This window comes from Streptomyces fradiae, assembly GCF_041270065.1.
Taxonomy (GTDB): domain Bacteria; phylum Actinomycetota; class Actinomycetes; order Streptomycetales; family Streptomycetaceae; genus Streptomyces.
In genome coordinates this window covers 6,063,459-6,081,968 of record NZ_CP065958.1, presented here as the reverse complement: position 1 = coordinate 6,081,968, position 18,510 = coordinate 6,063,459, and the positions used below count along the sequence as shown (strand labels likewise).

Genomic DNA, 18,510 nt, shown 5'->3' with positions numbered 1-18,510 from the left:
TCCACCACTACTCGATCGAGTAGTCGCCGACCACTCGATCAGGTAGTGGCCTGCCAAGGGACTATCACGGGGTCCGTCACGTGGTCTGTCACAGTGGCGTGAAGTCGACGGATAATTCCGGGAATTGGCATGGCGATTCGCTAGCATCGCCGCCATGACCCCTTCACCTCCTTCCTCGTTGGCCCGCTCCGTGTGGGGAACCGGCCCTGGCCTGCTGCTCGCGCACGGCGCCGGCAGCGATGTGCGGGACAGCTTCGGTCCGGTGATCGGCACTCTCGCCGAATCCAGGACCGTGGTCGGTCCCGATTTTCCGGGCTCCGGTTCCACCCCTCTCGCGGATCGCGCATTGAGTCTTGACATACTCGCCGACGAAATCGTGGAAAGCGCCGTGCAATCCGGCGTGCACTCCTTCGCCATTTCCGGTTTCTCGATGGGTACGACGGTGGCGGTACGGGCCGCGGTGCGGCATCCGGAACGGGTGACCGCCCTCGTGCTTTCCGCCGGCTTCGCCTTCCCCAATCCCCGCCTGCGGCTCGCGATCGACACCTGGCGGTCCTTGGGCCGGAGCGATCCCGCCGGCCGGGACCTGGCCGCCTATCTGTCCCTGATGGTCGGCGGGCCCGACTGGCTGGACGAGCGCTCCGGCGCGGAGATCGAGGAGCAGCTCGGGCTCTTCGCCGCGGGCATGCCGCCCGGCGCGGACGCCCAGCTGGCGCTGTTCGACCACATCGACGTGCGGCCCGATCTGGCCGCGATCCGGGTGCCCGTCCTGGTCGTCTCCCCGGCCCGGGATCTCCTCATCACACCTCTTCACTCCCGTGAACTCGCGAACGGAATCCCGGGGGCCGAGCTGGCGGTCCTGGACTGCGGGCACGCCATCGCCGCCGAGCGGCCGGCCGAATGGGCCGAGCTGATCCGGAAGTTCCTCGACCGTGTCGACGGCCTCGGGGTGTGACCCCTCCGGCCGGCGGTGGTCGGGTTGGCGGCGCCCCGGGGACGAGGGAATGCCCCGGAGCGCCGCCGGCTCATGGAACCGGTCCCGCCGGTCAGTGGCGCTCGCCGGTCAGAGGCGCCCGGCGGCCGGTGCGCGGCCCACGGCCGTCACCACCAGGGCGCCGGCGGCGAGGGCCGCCCCCAGGTACATGACGGCCTCGATGCCGGAGCCGTCCGCCGCGAGGCCGCCGACGAACGCGCCCAGCGCGATCGAGCCGTTGAACACGCCGACGAACAGGGCGGACGCGGACTCGCGGGCCTCGGGGGCCGCCGCGAGCAGCCAGGTCTGGGTGGACACCGAGACCCCGCCGTACGACACGCCCCAGACCGCGAGCAGCACCGTCGCCGTGACCACCGACCCGCCGATCAGCGGCATCAGGCAGACCGTGGCGGCGAGCACCAGGCTGATCGCCAGGAGCGCGCCGCGCGGAGTGCGCGAGGCGAGAGCGCCCGAGGCGAAGTTGCCGAGCACGCCGGCGACGCCGTACACGAGCAGGAGCGTGCCGATCACGGACGCGCTGGCTCCCGAGATCTCCTCGAGGGCGGGGCGTACATAGGTGTAGGCGGCGAAGTGGCCGGTGACCAGGAGCAGCACCACGCCGAGGCCGGTGGCCACCCGCGGGTTGCCGACGAGCCGCAGCACACCGCCGAGCCGGATCTCCTGCTCGGCGGGCAGCTTCGGCAGCAGCACCGCCAGGGCCACGAGGACCACGAGCGCGAGACCGGCGACGGTGACGAACGCCGTCTGCCAGTCGGCGAGTTCGCCGATGTACGTGCCGGCCGGGACGCCGAGCACGGAGGCCACGGCGATCCCGCTGAAGACCAGCGAGGTGGCCGGGCCGACGGACTTGCCCGGGACGAGCCGTACCGCGAGACCGGCGGCGATGGCCCACACTCCGCCCATGCCGATGCCGACCAGGACCCGGGCCGCGACCATCACGGCGAAGTGCGGGGACCAGGCTGCCAGCAGATTCCCGATGATCAGCACCGCCATCAGACCGCACAGCACCGGGCGCCGGTCGAAGCGGCCGAGCGCCGGGGTGAGCAGCGGCGCGGACACCGCGCCCACCAGACCCGTGATGGTCAGGGTCAGTCCTGCCGTGCCCTCGGTGACCTTCAGCGCCTCGCCGATGGGCGTGAGCAGCCCCACCGGCAGCATCTCGGACGTGACCACGGTGAACGTCGCGCCGGCGACGGCGATCACGGCGGGCCAGCCGCCGCCCCGGGGTTCCGGAGCCTCCGGGGTCACCCCTGCGATTTCCTCTGTCTGTGCCATGAGTTCAGCCAACCCGCCGCGACCTGCGGGAACAACGCCCAATCCCTCATGCTTCGATGAGCCCGGCTACTTGATCGATTCCCCCGGCCCGCCTGGCGGACCGGCCGCCCGCCCGGGTAGACAACGTCAGGGACCGCGGCGCAGAAGGGGAGACCATGAGCAGTCTGGACATCCGCGAGCTGGAGGCCTTCCTCGTGCTCGCCGAGGAGCTGCATTTCGGCCGGGCGGGCGAGCGGCTCTATCTGTCCCAGAGCCGGGTCAGCCAGCTGCTCCGCTCCCTGGAGAGCCGGATCGGCGCCCCGCTGGTGGAGCGGACGAGCCGCCGGGTGGGCCTGACGCCGCTGGGCGAATCCTTCCTGTCCTCGCTGCGTCCGGCGTACGAGGCGCTGCGGAGCTCCGTCGACGAGGCCCGGGCGGCCGCCCGGAACGTCGACGGGGTGCTGCGGATCGGCTTCCAGGGCACGGTGGACGACTATCTGGCCCGGGCCATCACCGGGTTCGAGGAGCGCTATCCGCAGTGCGCGATCGAGGTGGCGGAGATCGCGCTGTCCGATCCGTTCGGGCCGGTCCGCCGCAAGGAGGTGGACTGCGCGGTGGTCCTGCTGCCGGTGGCGGAGGAGGACCTGCTGCTCGGGCCGGTGTTCTCCCGGCAGCCGCAGACCCTGGCGGTCTCCGCCCGGCATCCCCTCGCGGGGCGCGCGGCGGTGTCGGCCGAGGAGCTCGCGGACTGCCGGCTGATCGGCATCCAGGACTCCGCCCCCGAGTACTGGCGCCTGGCCCAGGCTCCCCGCGAGACGCCGGAGGGCCGGCCGATCCCGGCCGGCCCCCTGGTCAACACCCTGCAGGAAGGTCTCTCGCTGACGGCCGCGGACCGCGGCGCGATGCTGCTCTGCCGCTCGACCGCCGAGTACCACGGCCACCGCGGATCCATCGCCTTCGTCCCGGTCGAGGGCCTCCCGGACTCCCTCCTCGGCGTGGTCCTGCGCCGCCGGACCGGGACCCCGCAGGCACAGGCCTTCGCGGAGGTGGTCGCCGAGACCCTCGCCGAGGAGCGGGGCTGAAACCTGTCCGGTGTACGGCTCAGCGGGCGAGCGCTCCGGCGGGCTCGGCCGTCCGGGCGGAACGGGTGAGCAGATACGGCGCGACGAGCAGCACGGCGGACAGTGCGGAAGCCCCGGCGAAGAGCAGGAAGTTGGAGCTCACGCCGTAGCCGCCGTCGAGCAGCCAACCGGCCATGGTCGGCGCGATCACGGCACCGATCCGGCCCGCGCCGAGCGCGAACCCGAGGGCCGTGCCGCGCAGGATCGGCGGGTAGTGCCCGGCGACCGCCGAGATGATCAGGCACTGGGTGCCGTGGGTCCCGACGCCGGCGAGGATCAGCGCTCCGTACACGACGAGGATCGAGGACGGATACGTCACCAGGGAGGCCAGCCCGATCGCGGCGCAGGCGGCGCCGATGATCGCGCTGCGCAGCGGGCCGATCCGGGTGGCCACCCACGCGGTGATCGCCGAGCCCGCGACCGCGCCCAGGTTGAGGGCGAGCAGATAGGTGAGGGGGTTGCTGCCGAGGTCGAAGCGCGGCTCGCTCGCGGTCAGCTTCGGCAGCCACGTACCCAGGCCGTACCAGGCGAACAGGGTCGCGACCGTCGCGGCGCCGAACAGCAGCGTCGCCGGCAGGAACGGCGGGCGGAGCACGGTGCTCAGGGCGGGGCGGTACGTGGCCGGGGCGGCGGTCGCAGCGGCATCCCCGGCCGGGGCGTCCTCGGCCGCGCCGAGCCCGTACCGCGCCTCGACGGCCCGGGCCTCGTCGACACGGTTCTTGCTGCGCAGCCAGACGGCCGACTCCGGCAGCCAGCGGCCGAGGGCGGCCACGAGCAGGAAGCCGCTGAAGGCGAAGAGATAGAGCGCCTCCCAGCCGAGCGCCGGCAGGGTGGGGATGCCGATGATCGCGGCGAGCGCGCCGCCGATGGGGACGCCGGACATCATCGCGGTGGCGCCGACCGAGCGGAACCGGGCCGGGACGAACTCGGCGGCGAGCGCGTTCGCGGACGGCACCAGACCGCCGAGGCCGAGGCCGGCGACGAAGCGCAGCACGCCGAAGACCTCCGCGTTCGGCGCGAGGCCGCACAGGCCGGTGAACAGCGTGAACCAGGTGACACAGGCGAGGATGGTGCGCCGCCTGCCCAGCCGGTCGGCCAGGTTGCCGGCGAACAGCGCGCCGACGAGCATGCCGGCGAACGCGAGGCTGCCGATGGTGCCGGCCTGGCCGGGGGTGAGCTGCCAGCCCGGCTCCTTGAGCAGGGCCGGGATGGTCGTGCCGTAGACGATGAGGTCGTAGCCGTCGAAGACGACGATCAACCAGCAAAGGCCGATGACGAGGGCGGCGGGTCTCCAGGGCGCGGCCGCTTCGACGGGGCCGCTCTTCGCTGTGCTCATGGTCACAAGGTGCCTGCGGGCACCCCGACGGAACAGAAGATTCCGCAGAGCAGAATCTGCGGAGAACACGCCGTGAAGCAGGGGTCCGGCCGTGCACCGGCGGGCCGGGCGGGGCGAGCCGGGCGAGTGGCCTCAGTTCATCGTGACCGGCAGGACGTCCGGCGACAGGGCCGCCGCGCGCGCCGTCGCGCTCGTCATCCGCTTGCGGTGGTGGCGCCGGCACAGCACTTCGTAGCCGACCTCGTCGCCCGCGTTGACGTCGCCGACCACGACCTGCGCGCCCTCGACGACCATGGCGCCGCCGACGGTGCGCGCGTTGTGCGTGGCCCGGGCGCCGCACCAGCACAGGGCCTCGACCTGGAGCACCTCGACCCGGTCGGCGAGTTCCACCAGGCGCTGCGAGCCGGGGAACAGCTTGGAGCGGAAGTCGGTGGTGATGCCGAAGGCGAAGACGTCGAGCTCCAGGTCGTCGACCACTCGGGCGAGCTGGTCGATCTGCTCGGGGGCGAGGAACTGCGCCTCGTCGCAGATGACGTAGTCGCAGCGCCCGCCCTTCGACAGATGGGTGACGAGGTACGCGTAGAAGTCGAAGCCCTCGGCGGCCTCGACGGCGTCGGTGACCAGGCCGAGGCGGGAGGACAGCTTGCCCTCGCCGGCCCGGTCGTCCCGGGTGAAGATCATGCCCTCGAGGCCGCGGGCCGAGCGGTTGTGTTCGATCTGAAGAGCGAGGGTGCTCTTTCCGCAGTCCATCGTTCCGGAGAAGAACACCAGCTCGGGCATGGGAGGTCGAGGACCTTTCGAAATCGGGGGACGGTGGGGAAGGAGAGGGGGCCGCGGGCCTCAGGTACGCACTTCGAGCAGCGGCACCAGCTGCTCCTCCGGGGTCATCGAGCCGTGCATGCCGGTCATGGCGGACTCGTTGGGCTCGTTGACGGAGGCGGTGATGGCGAGGGGGCCCTGGGCGGCGGCGACCACGTCGCCGATCCGTCCGTACACCCGCTCGTCGATCGTGTCGCCGAACCAGCCGAGCGCGACGGCCTCCTCGCGGCTCGCCACCCAGAAGCGGTCGCCGATGACCTCCTGCCAGCAGGTCAGGACGTCGGACGCGGCGCCGGGGACGGCGTAGACGTGCCGGGCGCGGCCCTCGCCGCCGAGCAGCGCGACACCGGCCCGCAGCTCCCAGTCCTCGTCGAAGTCGAGCCGGTGGTCCTCGTCGAAGGGGATGTCCACCATGCCGTGGTCGGCGGTGACGTAGAGCGCGGAGCGCGGCGGGAGCTGTTCGGCGAGTCGCTGGACCAGCCGGTCGACGAACATCAGCTGGCCGCGCCAGGCGTCGGAGTCGATGCCGAAGCGGTGTCCGGCGCCGTCGAGTTCGCTGTAGTACGTGTAGACGAGCGAGCGGTCGCCGGCGGCCAGCTGCTCCGCTGCCAGGTCCATCCGCTCCTCACCGGAGAGGCGCCCGTGGAAGGTGCCGCCGCTCAGCGCGATCTTGGTGAGCGGGGTGTCCTGGAAGGCGGGCGAGGAGACCTGGGCGGTGTGGATCCCGGCCTGGTCGGCGAGCCGGAAGACCGTGGGGTACGGCTGCCAGACCTGCGGCGGCGTCCACGGCTTCCAGCGCAGCTGGTTCATCAGTTCGCCGGTGTCGGGGTTGCGCACGGTGTAGCCGGGCAGTCCGTGGGTGCCGGGGAAGCGTCCGGTGCCGACGGAGGCGAGCGAGGTCGCGGTGGTGGCGGGGAAGCCGGCGGTGATCGGGTGGCCGGTGCCGCCGCGCGAGGTGCCGAGCAGCGAGGTCAGATAGGGCGCCTCGTCGGGGTGGGCGAGGATCTGTTCCCAGCCGAGCCCGTCGATGAGGAAGACGCAGTTGCGGTCGGCGGGCGCGAGCTCCGTGATCCGCGGGGTGCAGCCGGGCACGCCCTGTCCGGCGACCAGGGTCGGCAGCAGGTCGCCGAGCGAGCCGGTGCCGTACTCGGGGAGCGGCGCGGTGGCGGGGTCGAGCGGCTCCGGCTCGTCAGGCCAGCCGTGTGCGACGGCGGTGGGCTGCACCATCAGCGGGCGGCCGGGGTCGTCGCGGTGGCCTCGGAGAGCGCCTGGGCGAAGGCGAGGGTCTGCTTGACGGTGTCCGGGCCGTCGCCGGCGTCGCTGACCCGGAGGCTGAGGTCGTCGGCGGTGGAGCTGCCGGTGTAGCCGTGGTCGGCGTCGCAGTTGGGGTCGCCGCAGGCGGCCGGCTCCAGGTCGATCCGGGAGACGGCGCCCCAGCCGATGGTGAGGACGACCTCGCGGGGCAGGGTGCCCGGGGTGTACGCCTCGGGGTTGGCGACGACGCGGCTGACGACGATGGAGGAGATCCGGTCGAGCTTCACGGACTCGGTGGAGGTCGTGGCGTACGGCGTCGGGGAGCTGTTGTCGGCGGACTGCTCGTCGGTGTGGCTGACGATGAAGCGGTTGGCCGTGAGGACGAGGACGGTGACGTGCCGCCGGACCTCGTTGGCGTCGAAGGTGGTCTCCTGGTGGACCACGTACGACGTGACGGCCTCGCCGCCGACGGCGGCCTCCACCGCCTCGGCCACGAGGGCCGGGTAGTAGCCGCTGCGCTCGATCGCCGCGCGCAGCCCCTGGGTCGTCGTACCGGTCTTCGCCATGGACTCCATCCTACGGGGCTGCGGGGCCCCCTCCGGCCGCTGCGGGCCGCCCGTGGCGCCGGTCACGACGGGCCTTCGTAGACGGGGAGGCTGCGCGGGCCGAGGTCGGTGCGCGGCGGGGGTGGGGCGAGGCGGAGGGTGGCGCCGAGGACGGAGAGGCCGCGCGGGGCGACGACCACGGGTTCGAGGGAGACGGCGACGACCTCGGGGTGGTCGTCGACGAGGCGGGAGACGCGCAGGAGCAGCTCCTCCAGGGCGGGGGTGTCGACGGGGGCGGAGCCGCGCCAGCCGAAGAGGAGGGGGGCGGTGCGGATGGAGCGGACGAGTTCGGCGGCGTCCCGGTCGGTGGCGGGGACGAGCCGGTGGGAGGTGTCGCCGAGGAGTTCGGAGGCGGCGCCGGCCAGGCCGAAGGAGAGGACGGCGCCGACGGCCGGGTCGATGGCGGAGCGCACGACGGTGTCGACGCCGCGCGGCACCATGGCCTGGACGACCGGCTGGAGCTCCGCGGGCTTGCCGAGGGTCTCGGTGAGCTCGGCGTAGGCGGTGCGGAGTTGTTCCTCGGTGGCCAGGTCGAGCCGGACCCCGCCGAGGTCGGGGCGGTGGCGCAGGTGGGGTGCGGTGGTCTTGAGGGCGACCGGGTAGCCGAGCCGGGCGGCGGCCCGTACGGCCTCGTCGGGGCCGGGCGCGGGGAGCGTGGGCAGCACCTCGATGCCGTAGTGGCCGAGCAGCGCGCGGGTGGTGTCGGCGGCGAGGGTGACGCCGCGCGGGTCGGCGTCCGGCCCGCCGAGGGCCCGCTCGACGAGCGCGGCGGCGCCGGCCTCGTCGATCCGGTCGAACTCGGGGACCCGGCCGGGGTCGGCGGCCTGGCGGCGCCACTGGGCGTAGCGGACGGATTCGGCGAGCGCGCGGACGGCGCGTTCGGCGGCGGGGTACGCGGGGATGACGCCGGGCTCGGGGGCGTATGGGGGTGCGGCATCCGGAGCGGCGGACTCCGTTGGTACGGATTCCTGCGGTACGGATTCCGGCGGTACGGGAGGGGCGGCGGGCCCGGTGGGCGGCGCGGGCGCGGCGGTCGGCGCGGAGGCCGTGGGCGCGGGCGCCGCGCGGCGGGCCGGGGCGGTGCGGGTGGCCTCGGACAGGGCCTCGGCGAGGGCGCCCATCTCGACGTGCACGACGACCACGGGCTTGGCGGGTCCGGGCGCGGCGGCGACGGCGGAGCGCAGGGCCGCGGCGAGGACCTCGCCGTCGCCGGACTCGGTGGCCCCGTTCTCCCCCACCCAGGGGATCGCGGTGACGACGACGGCGTCGCAGGCGTCGGAGGCGAGGGCGGCGGTGAGCGCGGCACGGAAGTCGGCGGGGGTGGCGCCGGTGGTGAGGTCGAGCGGCCGCTGCGGGCGCAGGCCCTCGGTGAGGCAGGCGTCGTAGGCGAGCAGGCCGAGGGACTCGGAGTTGCCGAGGATGGCGACGCGGGGGCCGGCGGGCAGCGGCTGCTCGGCGAGGAGCAGGCCGGCGTCGACGAGTTCGGTGACGGTGTCGACGCGGATCACCCCGGCCTGGCGCAGCAGCGCGGAGACGGTGGCGTGCGGGATGCGGGTGACGGGGACGCGGTGGCCGGGCGGGGCGCTGCCGCTGTGCCGGGCGCCCTTGACGACCACGACGGGTTTGACGGCGGCGGTGCGGCGGGCGAGCCGGGTGAACTTCCGGGGGTTGCCGATGGACTCCAGGTAGAGGAGGACGACGTCGGTGGCCGGGTCGTCGTACCAGTGCTGGAGGAGGTCGTTGCCGGAGACGTCGGCGCGGTTGCCGGCGGAGAGGAAGGAGGAGAGGCCCGCGCCGCGCCGGTGGAGTCCGGCGAGCAGGGCGATGCCGATGGCGCCGGACTGGGTGAAGAGCCCGATCCGGCCGGCGGCCGGCATCTGCGGGGCGAGGGAGGCGTTCAGCCGGACGGACTCGGCCGTATTGATGATTCCGAAGGCGTTGGGCCCGATGATCCGCATGCCGTACGAGCGGGCCTGGCGGACCAGGGCGCGCTGGCGCTCGCGGCCCTCGGGGCCGCTCTCGGCGTAGCCGGCGGAGAGCACGACGAGGCCGCGCACGCCGTGCTCGCCGCAGGCGGCGACGGCTTCGGGGACGCGCTCGGCGGGGACGGCGACGACGGCGAGGTCGACGGGCGCGCCGATGGCGGCGACGGAGTGGACGGCGGGCACGCCGTCGATCTCGTGCGGTCCCTCGCCGAGGGCGGCGTTGACCGCGTGGACGCGGCCGGTGTAGCCGGCTTCGAGGAGGTTGCGCAGGACGGTGCGGCCCACGCCGCCGGGGGCGCGGCCGACGCCGATCACGGCGACGGAGCCGGGGGCGAGGAGGCGCTGTACGGAGCGGGCCTCGGCGCGCTGTTCGCGGGCGCGCTGGACGGCGAGGGAGCGGTCGGTGGGCTCCAGGTCGAGGTGGAGGCGGACGGCGCCGTCCTCGAAGCTGCGCTTCTGGGTGTAGCCGGCATCCGTGAAGACCTTGATCATCTTGCTGTTGGCGGGCAGCACCTCGGCGGCGAAGCGCCGGATGCCGCGCTCGCGGGCGACGGCCGCGATGTGTTCCAGGAGGGCCGAGGCGACGCCCCGGCCCTGATGGGCGTCCTGGACGAGGAAGGCGACCTCGGCCTCGTCGGCCGGGGAGGAGGCGGGGCGGCCCTGCTCGTTGATCCGGTCGTAGCGCACGGTGGCGATGAACTCGCCGCCGACGGTCGCCGCGAGGCCGACCCGGTCCACGAAGTCGTGGTGGGTGAAGCGGTGCACGTCCTTGGCGGACAGGCGCGGGTAGGGCGCGAAGAAGCGGTAGTACTTCGACTCGTCCGAGACCTGCTCGTAGAAGCTGACCAGCCGGTCGGCGTCGTCGGCGGTGATCGGCCTGATCCGCGCGGTGCCGCCGTCCCGGAGGACCACGTCCGCTTCCCAGTGGTCCGGATACGCGTGCTCCGGCCGCTCCGACTGCTCAGACCCGCTCTGCATGGGGCTCAGCCTACGGCTGAGGTCGGACAGTGGCACGGGTCGCGCGGCCCTGGGGTGCCGGGCAAGGTAGGGAAGGCCGAACGGCCGTCAGGCCGGGGCCGAAGGTCGGTACGGGAGCACGCCGCCACCCGTGAGAGACTGGTCTAGACAACCGCTGAAAGTTGAAGGGCTACCACCATGGCTGAGCGCCGCGTCAACGTCGGGTGGGCCGAGGGCCTGCACGCCCGCCCCGCCTCCATCTTCGTCCGTGCCGCCACGGCATCCGGCGTCCCCGTGACGATCGCCAAGGCCGACGGCAACCCGGTCAACGCCGCCTCCATGCTCGCGGTGCTCGGCCTGGGTGCGCAGGGCGGCGAGGAGATCGTGCTCGCTTCGGACGCCGACGGCGCCGAGGCCGCGCTCGACCGCCTGGCGCGACTGGTCGCCGAGGGCCTGGACGAGCTCCCCGAGACGGTCTGACCCGCCGCCTCCCCGACGACGGATCGCGCGAACGGCCGCGTCACCGGTTCTCCCGGCGGACGCGGCCGTTTCGTCTCTCCCGGGCCCGCCCGGAAATCCGCAGCGGAATTCTCACGGGCACCGAATGTCCGGGCAGCACGAAAAAGGCCCAGGAATGACCCGGGAATGACGCAGGAATTCCCGCCTCTTTGTATACGGCGCCTCTGTTAATTCCGCGGTCCCGCACTGTGTACGGCATGTTGCGAAACCCTCACGCGCGCCCGGTCCCCCTGTTTCGGGCGGTGCCGCGGCAGGGCCCGCTCCACGTGCAGCGCGGTCAGCGCCCGGGCCCGCTCGGCGTCCCGGCGGGCCACCGCGTCGACGATCGCCCCGTGCTCGGCCCAGGTCTCGGCGGGCCGCTCAGCCGGCTCGACCGCGTACATCCAGGCGATCTTGTGCCGCAGCTGGGTGAGCAGCGCGGTGAGCGGCGGGCTGCCGGAGGCCTGCGCCAGCGTCTCGTGGAACCAGCCGCCGAGCGCCGCCAGATCCTCGCCGCGCCCGCCCCTGGCCCGCTCCTGCCCGAGCCTGACCAGGCCGCGCAGCACCTTGAGGTGGGCCTCGGTGCGCCGCTGGGCGGCCCGGGCGGCGCCCAGCGGCTCCAGCAGGGACCGCATGTCGAGCAGGTCGGCGGCCTCCTGCTCGCCGGGCTCGGCGACCTGGGCGCCGGCGTGCCGGCGGGTCACCACGAAGCCCTCGGACTCCAGGGTGCGCAGCGCCTCGCGGACCGGGACGCGGGAGACTCCGTAGCGGCGGGCCAGCTGTTCCTCCGTCAGCCGGGCGCCCCGCGCGTACACCCCGGAGACGATGTCGTCCCGGATCGCCGTGCATACCGAATGCGCGGGAATGCGCATGTCCGACCTCCGTTTTCCGCCGCGCGACAGCCGTCGAGCACCGCCTGTCCGGCGACTCTATTGCAGGACGCCGGAATTTCCGACGGCGCCCACGGGAAAGGGACGCAAAAAAGCCCCGGCTCGTTTCGAGCCGGGGCTTTTCGCCGGATGCGGGCTTTACACCGGATGTGGGCTTTTCGCCGGTCGCGACCGTCAGACGTTCACGCCGCGGGCGCGGAGGTAGCTGATCGGGTTGATGTCGGAGCCGTACTCCGCGGTGGTGCGCGCCTCGAAGTGGAGGTGCGGGCCGGTGGAGTTGCCGGAGGAGCCGGAGATGCCGATCTGCTCGCCGGGGGTGACCTTCTCGCCGACGGAGACGGTGAGGGCGGAGAGGTGGCCGTACTGGGTGTACGTGCCGTCGTTCATCCGGATCACGATGTTGTTGCCGTACGCGCCGCCCCAGCCGGCCTCGACGACGGTGCCGGAGCCGACGGAGACGACCTTGGTGCCGTAGGCGGCGTGGAAGTCGATGCCGGAGTGGCTGCCGGAGGACCAGAGCGAGCCGCCGGTCTTGTAGCCGGTGCTCACGTACGAGCCGGCCACGGGGAGCTGGAAGGAGGCGAGGCGCTTGCGCTCGGCCTCGCGGGCCGCGCGCTCCTTGGCCTCGCGGATCTCCTTGGCGCGGGCCTCGGCCTTGCGCTTGGCCTCGGCGGCGGCGCGGACGCGGGCGGCCTCCTCGGCGGCGGCCTTCTCCTGGGCGGCGGCCTGCTCGTCGACCCGGTCGGTGAGGGACTCGTCGAGGACGACCTGGGTGAGGCCGGTGTCCTCCGGGGATGCGCCTTCCGTGTCGGCGGCGAGCGCCGGGGAGGCCAGGGTGCCGATGACACCGGTGGTGGCGAGTGTCGCGACGCCGGCGAAACCGGCGCTGCGGCGCGCCAGCCGACTCGGGGCACGGTGCTTCCCGGTGGCACGGGTGAACGCCATGTAGTGGCTGATCCTTTCCTTCCCTCTCGCCTACCGGGTTAGCTGACGGGTTCGGAGCAGGAAGGTCTCCTACGGGCCCCTCCGCGCGGAGCGAAGGCGTCCGATTCACCCCAGGGACTGCGTGTGGGTCCCCGGCTCCCCAGGCTCGCGCCTTGCGGGGACTCGGCGATGACTGTCCGTTGCCGCGGATGCGGCGTCGAGCGGTGGCCGGACAGCCGCATCGACGCTAGGCCGATCGTCTTTCAATAACCAAACGGACACGGGTTTTTGTAAGACATGCCACAGGGCATTCACTTACACTCGGCAGCAATACGGACAAAGGGGAGGACCCCGACGAACCAGGTCGTCGGGGTCCCGTGACGGCGTCTCAGGCAGCCCGGTGCAGTCCGGTGCAGCTCGCGGGCAGCCGGTGACAACGGCTCAATCAGCCGGTGACGACGCTCACTTCACCGATGCCCAGGGCCCGCACCGGCTCCGCGATCTGCGCCGCGTCGCCGACGAGCACGGTCACAAGCTGGTCCACCGGGAAGGCGTTGACCACCGCGGCGGTCGCCTCCACGGTGCCCGTGGCGGCGAGCCGCGCGTACAGGTGCGCCTGGTAGTCGTCCGGGAGGTGCTGCTCGACCTGGTCGGCGAGCGTCCCGGCGACGGAGGCGGCCGTCTCGTACTTCAGCGGGGCCACGCCCACCAGGTTCTGCACGGCGACGTCGCGCTCCGCGTCCGTCAGACCCTCGGCCGCCAGCGTGCGCAGCACCTTCCACAGGTCGTCGAGGGCCGGGCCGGTGTTGGGGGTGTCGACCGAGCCGCTGATGGCGAGCATCGACGCCCCGTTGCCCTCGCCGTCGGAGCGCAGCACCTGGCCGAACGCCCGTACGCCGTAGGTGTATCCCTTCTCCTCGCGCAGGACGCGGTCCAGGCGGGAGGTGAGGGTGCCGCCGAGGCAGTACGTGCCGAGCACCTGGGCCGCCCAGACGCTGTCGTGGCGGTCGGCGCCGACGCGGCCGATGAGCAGCTGCGTCTGGACGGCGCCCGGCCGGTCCACGATGACGACCCGTCCCGTGTCGTCGGCGGTGACCGGCGGCATCGGGCGCGGGGCGGCGGGCTTGCCGCTCCAGGCGCCCAGGGTGTCGGCGAGCACCTGGTCCAGGTCGACGCCGGTGAGGTCGCCGACCACGACGGCGGTGGCGGCGGCCGGGCGGACGTGCGCGTCGTAGAAGGCGCGGACGGCGGCGGCGTCGATCGCGGCGACGGTCTCCTCGGTGCCCTGGCGCGGCCGGGACATCCGCGAGGCGGCCGGGAACAGCTCCTTGGAGAGCTGCTTGGCGGCGCGGCGGGCCGGGCTGGCCGTCTCGTGCGGGATCTCGTCGAGGCGGTTGCGCACCAGGCGTTCGACCTCGGTCTCGACGAACGCCGGGGCGATCAGGGCCTCGGAGAGCAGGCCGAGCGCCTTGGGCAGCCGGGAGACCGGGACCTCCAGGGAGACCCGTACGCCCGGGTGGTCGGCGGCCGCGTCGAGGGTGGCTCCGCAGCGCTCCAGCTCGGCGGCGAACTCCTCGGCGGTGTGCTGGTCGGTGCCCTCGGACAGGGCCCGGGCCATGATGGTGGCGACGCCGTCGAGGCCCTGGGGCTCGGCCTCCAGCGGCGCGTCGAGGAAGATCTCGACGGCCACCACCTGCTGGCCGGGGCGGTGGCAGCGCAGCACCGTGAGCCCGTTGTCGAGCGCGCCGCGCTCCGGGGCCGGGAAGGCCCAGGGCTTGGCCTCGCCGGCCTGCGGCTGCGGGTGGAAGGTCATGCTCGTCAAAGACGCGGCAGCGTCGGTCACTGGTCCGCTCCCTCTTCCTCGTCGCTGTCGGTCTCCTCGGCCGTGCCGCCGACCGGCTCGTAGACGAGCACGGCGCGGTTGTCGGGCCGCAGCTGGGCGGCGGCGACCTCGCGGACCTCGTCGGCGGTGATGTCGAGGACCCGGTCGACGGCGGTCAGGGCCAGCTGCGGGTCGCCGAACAGCACGGCGTAGCGGCAGAGTTCGTCGGCGCGGCCGGCGACGGTGCCGAGCCGGTCCAGCCACTCGCGCTCCAGCTGGGCCTGGGCGCGCTCCATCTCCTCGGCGGTCGGGCCCTCGGCGGCGAACCGGGCCAGCTCCTCGTCCACGGCGGTCTCGATCTGCGGGACCTCGACGCCTCCGGAGGTCTTGACGTCCAGCCAGCCGAGCGAGGGCGCGCCGGCGAGCCGCAACAGGCCGAAGCCGGCGGCGACGGCCGTGCGGTCGCGGCGGACCAGGCGGTTGTGCAGCCGGGAGGACTCGCCGCCGCCGAGCACGGTCAGGGCGAGGTCGGCCGCGTCGCACGCGCGCGTGCCGTCGTGCGGCAGCCGGTAGGCGGCCATCAGCGCACGGGCCGGGACCTCCTCCTCGACGACCTCGCGCAGCTGCCCGCCGATGACCTCGGGCAGCGAGCCGTCGCGCGGCTCGGGCTTGCCGTCGTGGCCGGGGATGGAGCCGAAGTACTTCTCCACCCAGGCGAGGGTCTGCTCGGGGTCGATGTCGCCGACGACCGAGAGGACCGCGTTGTTCGGCGCGTAGTACGTGCGGAAGAAGTTCCGCGCGTCCTCCAGGGTGGCGGCGTCCAGGTCGGCCATCGAGCCGATCGGGGTGTGGTGGTACGGGTGACCGTCCGGGTACGCGAGGGCGGTGAGCCGCTCGAACGCGGTGCCGTACGGCACGTTGTCGTAGCGCTGGCGGCGCTCGTTCTTGACGACGTCCCGCTGGTTCTCCATGGACTCGTCGTCCAGGGCGGCGAGCAGCGAGCCCATCCGGTCGGCCTCCAGCCAGAGCGCGAGCTCCAGCTGGTGGGCGGGCATCGTCTCGAAGTAGTTGGTGCGCTCGAAGCTCGTGGTGCCGTTGAGCGAGCCGCCCGCGCCCTGCACCAGCTCGAAGTGGCCGTTGCCGTGGACCTGCTTCGAGCCCTGGAACATCAGGTGCTCGAAGAGATGGGCGAGACCGGTGCGGCCCTTGATCTCGTGCCGGGAGCCGACGTCGTACCAGAGGCAGACCGCGGCGACCGGGGTCAGGTGGTCCTCCGAGAGCACCACGCGCAGGCCGTTGGCCAGCCGGTGCTCGGTCGCTGTCAGGCCGCCGGAGCCGGCCTCGGCCGCAGCCGTGTGACCCATGGGCATGTGTCCCCTTCGATCGCGATCGGGAAAAAGTCCTGCCACTGTATGCAAGCGCGCCGACACCTGGCGAAGTTCCCGGCCCTCCCGGATGTCCCTCTTCCGGGTCGCGGTCGGCGTTGTCGGTGCCACGGTCCACAATGGTCCGCGTCAGATCAACCTTGTTGGTGAAGGAGCCGCAGCCGCGATGGCCCGCCGCAGCACGAAGACACCGCCGCCGGACGACGCGTTCGAGGAGCGAATCCTCGACATCGACGTCGTTGACGAGATGCAGGGCTCCTTCCTCGAGTACGCGTACTCGGTGATCTATTCGCGTGCGCTGCCCGACGCCCGCGACGGCATGAAGCCGGTGCAGCGGCGCATCGTCTACCAGATGAACGAGATGGGCCTGCGGCCCGACCGGGGCTTCGTCAAGTGCGCCCGGGTCGTCGGCGAGGTCATGGGCAAGCTGCACCCGCACGGCGACGCGTCCATCTACGACGCGATGGTGCGCATGGCGCAGCCGTTCTCCATGCGGGTGCCGCTGGTCGACGGCCACGGCAACTTCGGCTCGCTCGGCAACGACGACCCGCCGGCCGCCATGCGGTACACCGAGTCGAAGATGGCGCCGGCGGCGCTGCTCATGACGGAGTCCATCGACGAGGACACCGTCGACTTCGCGCCGAACTACGACGGCCAGGAGCAGGAGCCGGTCGCGCTCCCCGCCGCGTATCCGAACCTGCTGGTCAACGGCGCGTCCGGGATCGCGGTCGGCATGGCGACCAACATGCCCCCGCACAACCTGGGCGAGGTCGTCGCCGCCGCCCGGCACCTGATCCGCTATCCGAACGCGGACCTGGAAGCGCTGATGCGCTTCGTGCCCGGCCCGGACCTGCCGACCGGCGGCCGGATCGTCGGCCTGTCCGGCATCAAGGACGCCTACGAGTCGGGCCGCGGCACCTTCAAGATCCGCGCGACCACCACGATCGAGACGGTGACGGCCCGCCGCAAGGGCATCGTCGTCACCGAACTGCCCTTCACGGTCGGCCCCGAGAAGGTCATCTCCAAGATCAAGGACCTGGTCGGCTCCAAGAAGCTGCAGGGCATCGCCGACGTCAAGGACCTCACCGACCGCGCCCACGGCCTGCGCCTGGTCATCGAGATCAAGAACGGCTTCGTGCCGGAAGCCGTCCTGGAGCAGCTCTACAAGCTGACGCCGATGGAGGAGTCCTTCGGCATCAACAACGTGGCGCTGGTCGACGGCCAGCCGCTCACCCTGGGCCTCAAGGAGCTCCTGGAGGTCTATCTCGACCACCGCTTCGAGGTCGTGCGGCGCCGCTCCGAGTTCCGCCGCGGCAAGAAGCGCGACCGGCTCCACCTGGTGGAGGGCCTGCTCGTCGCGCTGCTCGACATCGACGAGGTCATCCGGCTGATCCGGGAGAGCGAGAACTCCGCGGAGGCCAAGGCGCGCCTCATGGAGCGCTTCTCGCTGAGCGAGATCCAGACGCAGTACATCCTGGACACCCCGCTGCGCCGGCTCACCAAGTTCGACCGCATCGAGCTGGAGACCGAGCGCGACCGGCTCACCGGCGAGATCGACGAGCTGACCGGGATCCTGGAGTCCGACTCCGAGCTGCGCAAGCTGGTGTCGGCGGAGCTCGCGGCCGTCGCGAAGAAGTTCGGCACCGACCGGCGCACGGTCCTGCTCGAGTCGGCGGGCGCGCCGGTCGCGGCCACGTCCCTGGAGGTCGCGGACGACCCGTGCCGGGTGCTGCTCTCCTCCACCGGCCTGCTGGCCCGTACGGTGACGGAGACGCTGCCGGCCGCGCACGACGGCAAGCGGACCAAGCACGACGTGATCGTCTCCTCGGTGGCGGCCACCCAGCGCGGCGACATCGGCGTGGTGACCTCGGCCGGCCGGCTGCTGCGGGTCGCCGTGATCGACCTCCCCCAGCTGCCCGACACGGCCGCCGCGCCGAACCTGGCGGGCGGGGCGCCGCTCGCGGAGTTCGTCTCCCTGGAGGCGGACGAGACGGTGCTGTGCCTGACCACCCTCGACGAGGAGTCGCCCGGTCTCGCCCTCGGCACCCTGCAGGGCGTGGTCAAGCGCGTCGTGCCGGACTACCCGGCGAACAAGGACGAGCTGGAGGTCATCACCCTCAAGGACGGCGACCGGATCGTCGGCGCGACCGAACTGCGCACCGGTGACGAGGACCTGGTCTTCATCACCTCCGACGCCCAGCTGCTGCGCTACCAGGCCTCCCAGGTGCGGCCGCAGGGCCGTCCGGCGGGCGGCATGGCCGGCATCAAGCTGGCGGCCGGCGCCGAGGTGCTGTCCTTCACGGCGGTGGACCCGGCCGCGGAGGCGGTGGTGTTCACGGTGGCCGGCTCGACCGGCACGCTGGACGCCGAGACCGGTTCCTCGGCGAAGCTGACCCCGTTCGACCAGTACCCGCGCAAGGGCCGCGCCACCGGCGGTGTGCGCTGCCAGCGCTTCCTGAAGGGCGAGGACCTGCTGGTCTTCGCCTGGGCGGGCGCCACCCCGGCCCGCGCCGCCCAGCAGAACGGCACCCCGTCCGAGCTCCCGGAGCCGGACCCGCGCCGCGACGGCTCGGGCACGCCGCTGGCGAAGCCGGTCGAGGTGGTGGCCGGCCCGACGGGCTGACCGGCAACCGGCACGTACGCCGACGCCCCTGGTCTCGCGCCTA

General features: G+C 73.0%; 14 protein-coding genes and 1 riboswitch. Of the genes, 4 read left to right on the top strand and 10 right to left on the bottom strand.

Annotation, left to right across the window (positions count from 1 at the left end; genetic code table 11):
* Positions 1-154: 154 nt before the first annotated feature.
* The gene (locus JAO84_RS27775; protein WP_370415264.1) at positions 155-955 is read left to right on the top strand and encodes an alpha/beta fold hydrolase; all 801 of its coding nucleotides are present in this window, start codon (positions 155-157) and stop codon (positions 953-955) included.
* A gap of 108 nt (positions 956-1,063) precedes the next feature.
* On the opposite strand, the gene JAO84_RS27770 is transcribed toward JAO84_RS27775, so the two are convergent.
* Entirely contained in the window at positions 1,064-2,269 is a 1,206-nt protein-coding gene (locus tag JAO84_RS27770) for an MFS transporter (protein WP_370415263.1), read from the bottom strand.
* Between the two features lie 155 nt (positions 2,270-2,424).
* Between JAO84_RS27770 and JAO84_RS27765 the strand changes: the two genes are divergently transcribed.
* Positions 2,425-3,330 (top strand): LysR family transcriptional regulator, encoded by a 906-nt coding sequence (locus tag JAO84_RS27765; RefSeq protein ID WP_370415262.1) that lies wholly within the window; start codon positions 2,425-2,427, stop codon positions 3,328-3,330.
* Between the two features lie 19 nt (positions 3,331-3,349).
* Here JAO84_RS27765 and JAO84_RS27760 read toward each other — a convergent pair whose 3' ends face one another.
* From JAO84_RS27760 to JAO84_RS27740, 5 genes are all read right to left on the bottom strand, one after another.
* Entirely contained in the window at positions 3,350-4,705 is a 1,356-nt protein-coding gene (locus tag JAO84_RS27760; RefSeq protein ID WP_370415261.1) for an MFS transporter, read from the bottom strand.
* 132 nt (positions 4,706-4,837) lie between these two features.
* The gene (locus JAO84_RS27755; RefSeq protein WP_265864921.1) at positions 4,838-5,485 is read right to left on the bottom strand and encodes a thymidine kinase; all 648 of its coding nucleotides are present in this window, start codon (positions 5,483-5,485) and stop codon (positions 4,838-4,840) included.
* A 60-nt stretch (positions 5,486-5,545) separates the two neighbouring features.
* Positions 5,546-6,751: an alkaline phosphatase family protein gene (locus JAO84_RS27750; protein ID WP_370415260.1), complete on the bottom strand. Its 1,206-nt coding sequence runs from the start codon at positions 6,749-6,751 to the stop codon at positions 5,546-5,548.
* Positions 6,751-7,344 carry a DUF5998 family protein gene (locus JAO84_RS27745; RefSeq protein WP_265864919.1) on the bottom strand — a complete coding sequence of 198 codons (594 nt, stop codon included), beginning with the start codon at positions 7,342-7,344 and terminating at the stop codon, positions 6,751-6,753. The genes JAO84_RS27750 and JAO84_RS27745 overlap by 1 nt, the downstream gene beginning before the upstream one ends.
* Before the next feature lie 62 nt (positions 7,345-7,406).
* Positions 7,407-10,346 carry a GNAT family N-acetyltransferase gene (locus JAO84_RS27740; RefSeq protein ID WP_370415259.1) on the bottom strand — a complete coding sequence of 980 codons (2,940 nt, stop codon included), beginning with the start codon at positions 10,344-10,346 and terminating at the stop codon, positions 7,407-7,409.
* A 177-nt stretch (positions 10,347-10,523) separates the two neighbouring features.
* Here JAO84_RS27740 and JAO84_RS27735 point away from each other — a divergent pair, with 177 nt between their 5' ends.
* On the top strand, positions 10,524-10,805 hold the full coding sequence (locus JAO84_RS27735) for an HPr family phosphocarrier protein (RefSeq protein WP_356073485.1): 282 nt from the start codon (positions 10,524-10,526) through the stop codon (positions 10,803-10,805).
* A gap of 206 nt (positions 10,806-11,011) precedes the next feature.
* Here the strand turns inward: JAO84_RS27735 and JAO84_RS27730 are convergent, their stop codons facing one another.
* The 4 genes from JAO84_RS27730 to JAO84_RS27715 form a co-directional block, all read right to left on the bottom strand.
* A complete protein-coding gene (locus JAO84_RS27730) occupies positions 11,012-11,695 on the bottom strand; it encodes a GntR family transcriptional regulator (protein ID WP_370415258.1) in 684 nt (227 codons plus the stop codon).
* Between the two features lie 192 nt (positions 11,696-11,887).
* Positions 11,888-12,658, bottom strand: a complete 771-nt coding sequence (locus tag JAO84_RS27725) for a M23 family metallopeptidase (protein ID WP_265864915.1) — start codon at positions 12,656-12,658, stop codon at positions 11,888-11,890.
* A gap of 12 nt (positions 12,659-12,670) precedes the next feature.
* Positions 12,671-12,836, bottom strand: a riboswitch (cyclic di-AMP (ydaO/yuaA leader).
* A gap of 246 nt (positions 12,837-13,082) precedes the next feature.
* Complete coding sequence (locus JAO84_RS27720) at positions 13,083-14,450, bottom strand: M16 family metallopeptidase (protein WP_370416884.1); 1,368 nt, start codon at positions 14,448-14,450, stop codon at positions 13,083-13,085.
* Positions 14,451-14,476: 26 nt separating this feature from the next.
* Complete coding sequence (locus tag JAO84_RS27715; protein ID WP_265864914.1) at positions 14,477-15,823, bottom strand: pitrilysin family protein; 1,347 nt, start codon at positions 15,821-15,823, stop codon at positions 14,477-14,479.
* Between the two features lie 187 nt (positions 15,824-16,010).
* On the opposite strand from JAO84_RS27715, the gene JAO84_RS27710 reads away from it, so the two are divergent.
* Positions 16,011-18,467 (top strand): DNA topoisomerase (ATP-hydrolyzing) subunit A, encoded by a 2,457-nt coding sequence (locus tag JAO84_RS27710; protein ID WP_370415257.1) that lies wholly within the window; start codon positions 16,011-16,013, stop codon positions 18,465-18,467.
* Positions 18,468-18,510: the final 43 nt, after the last annotated feature.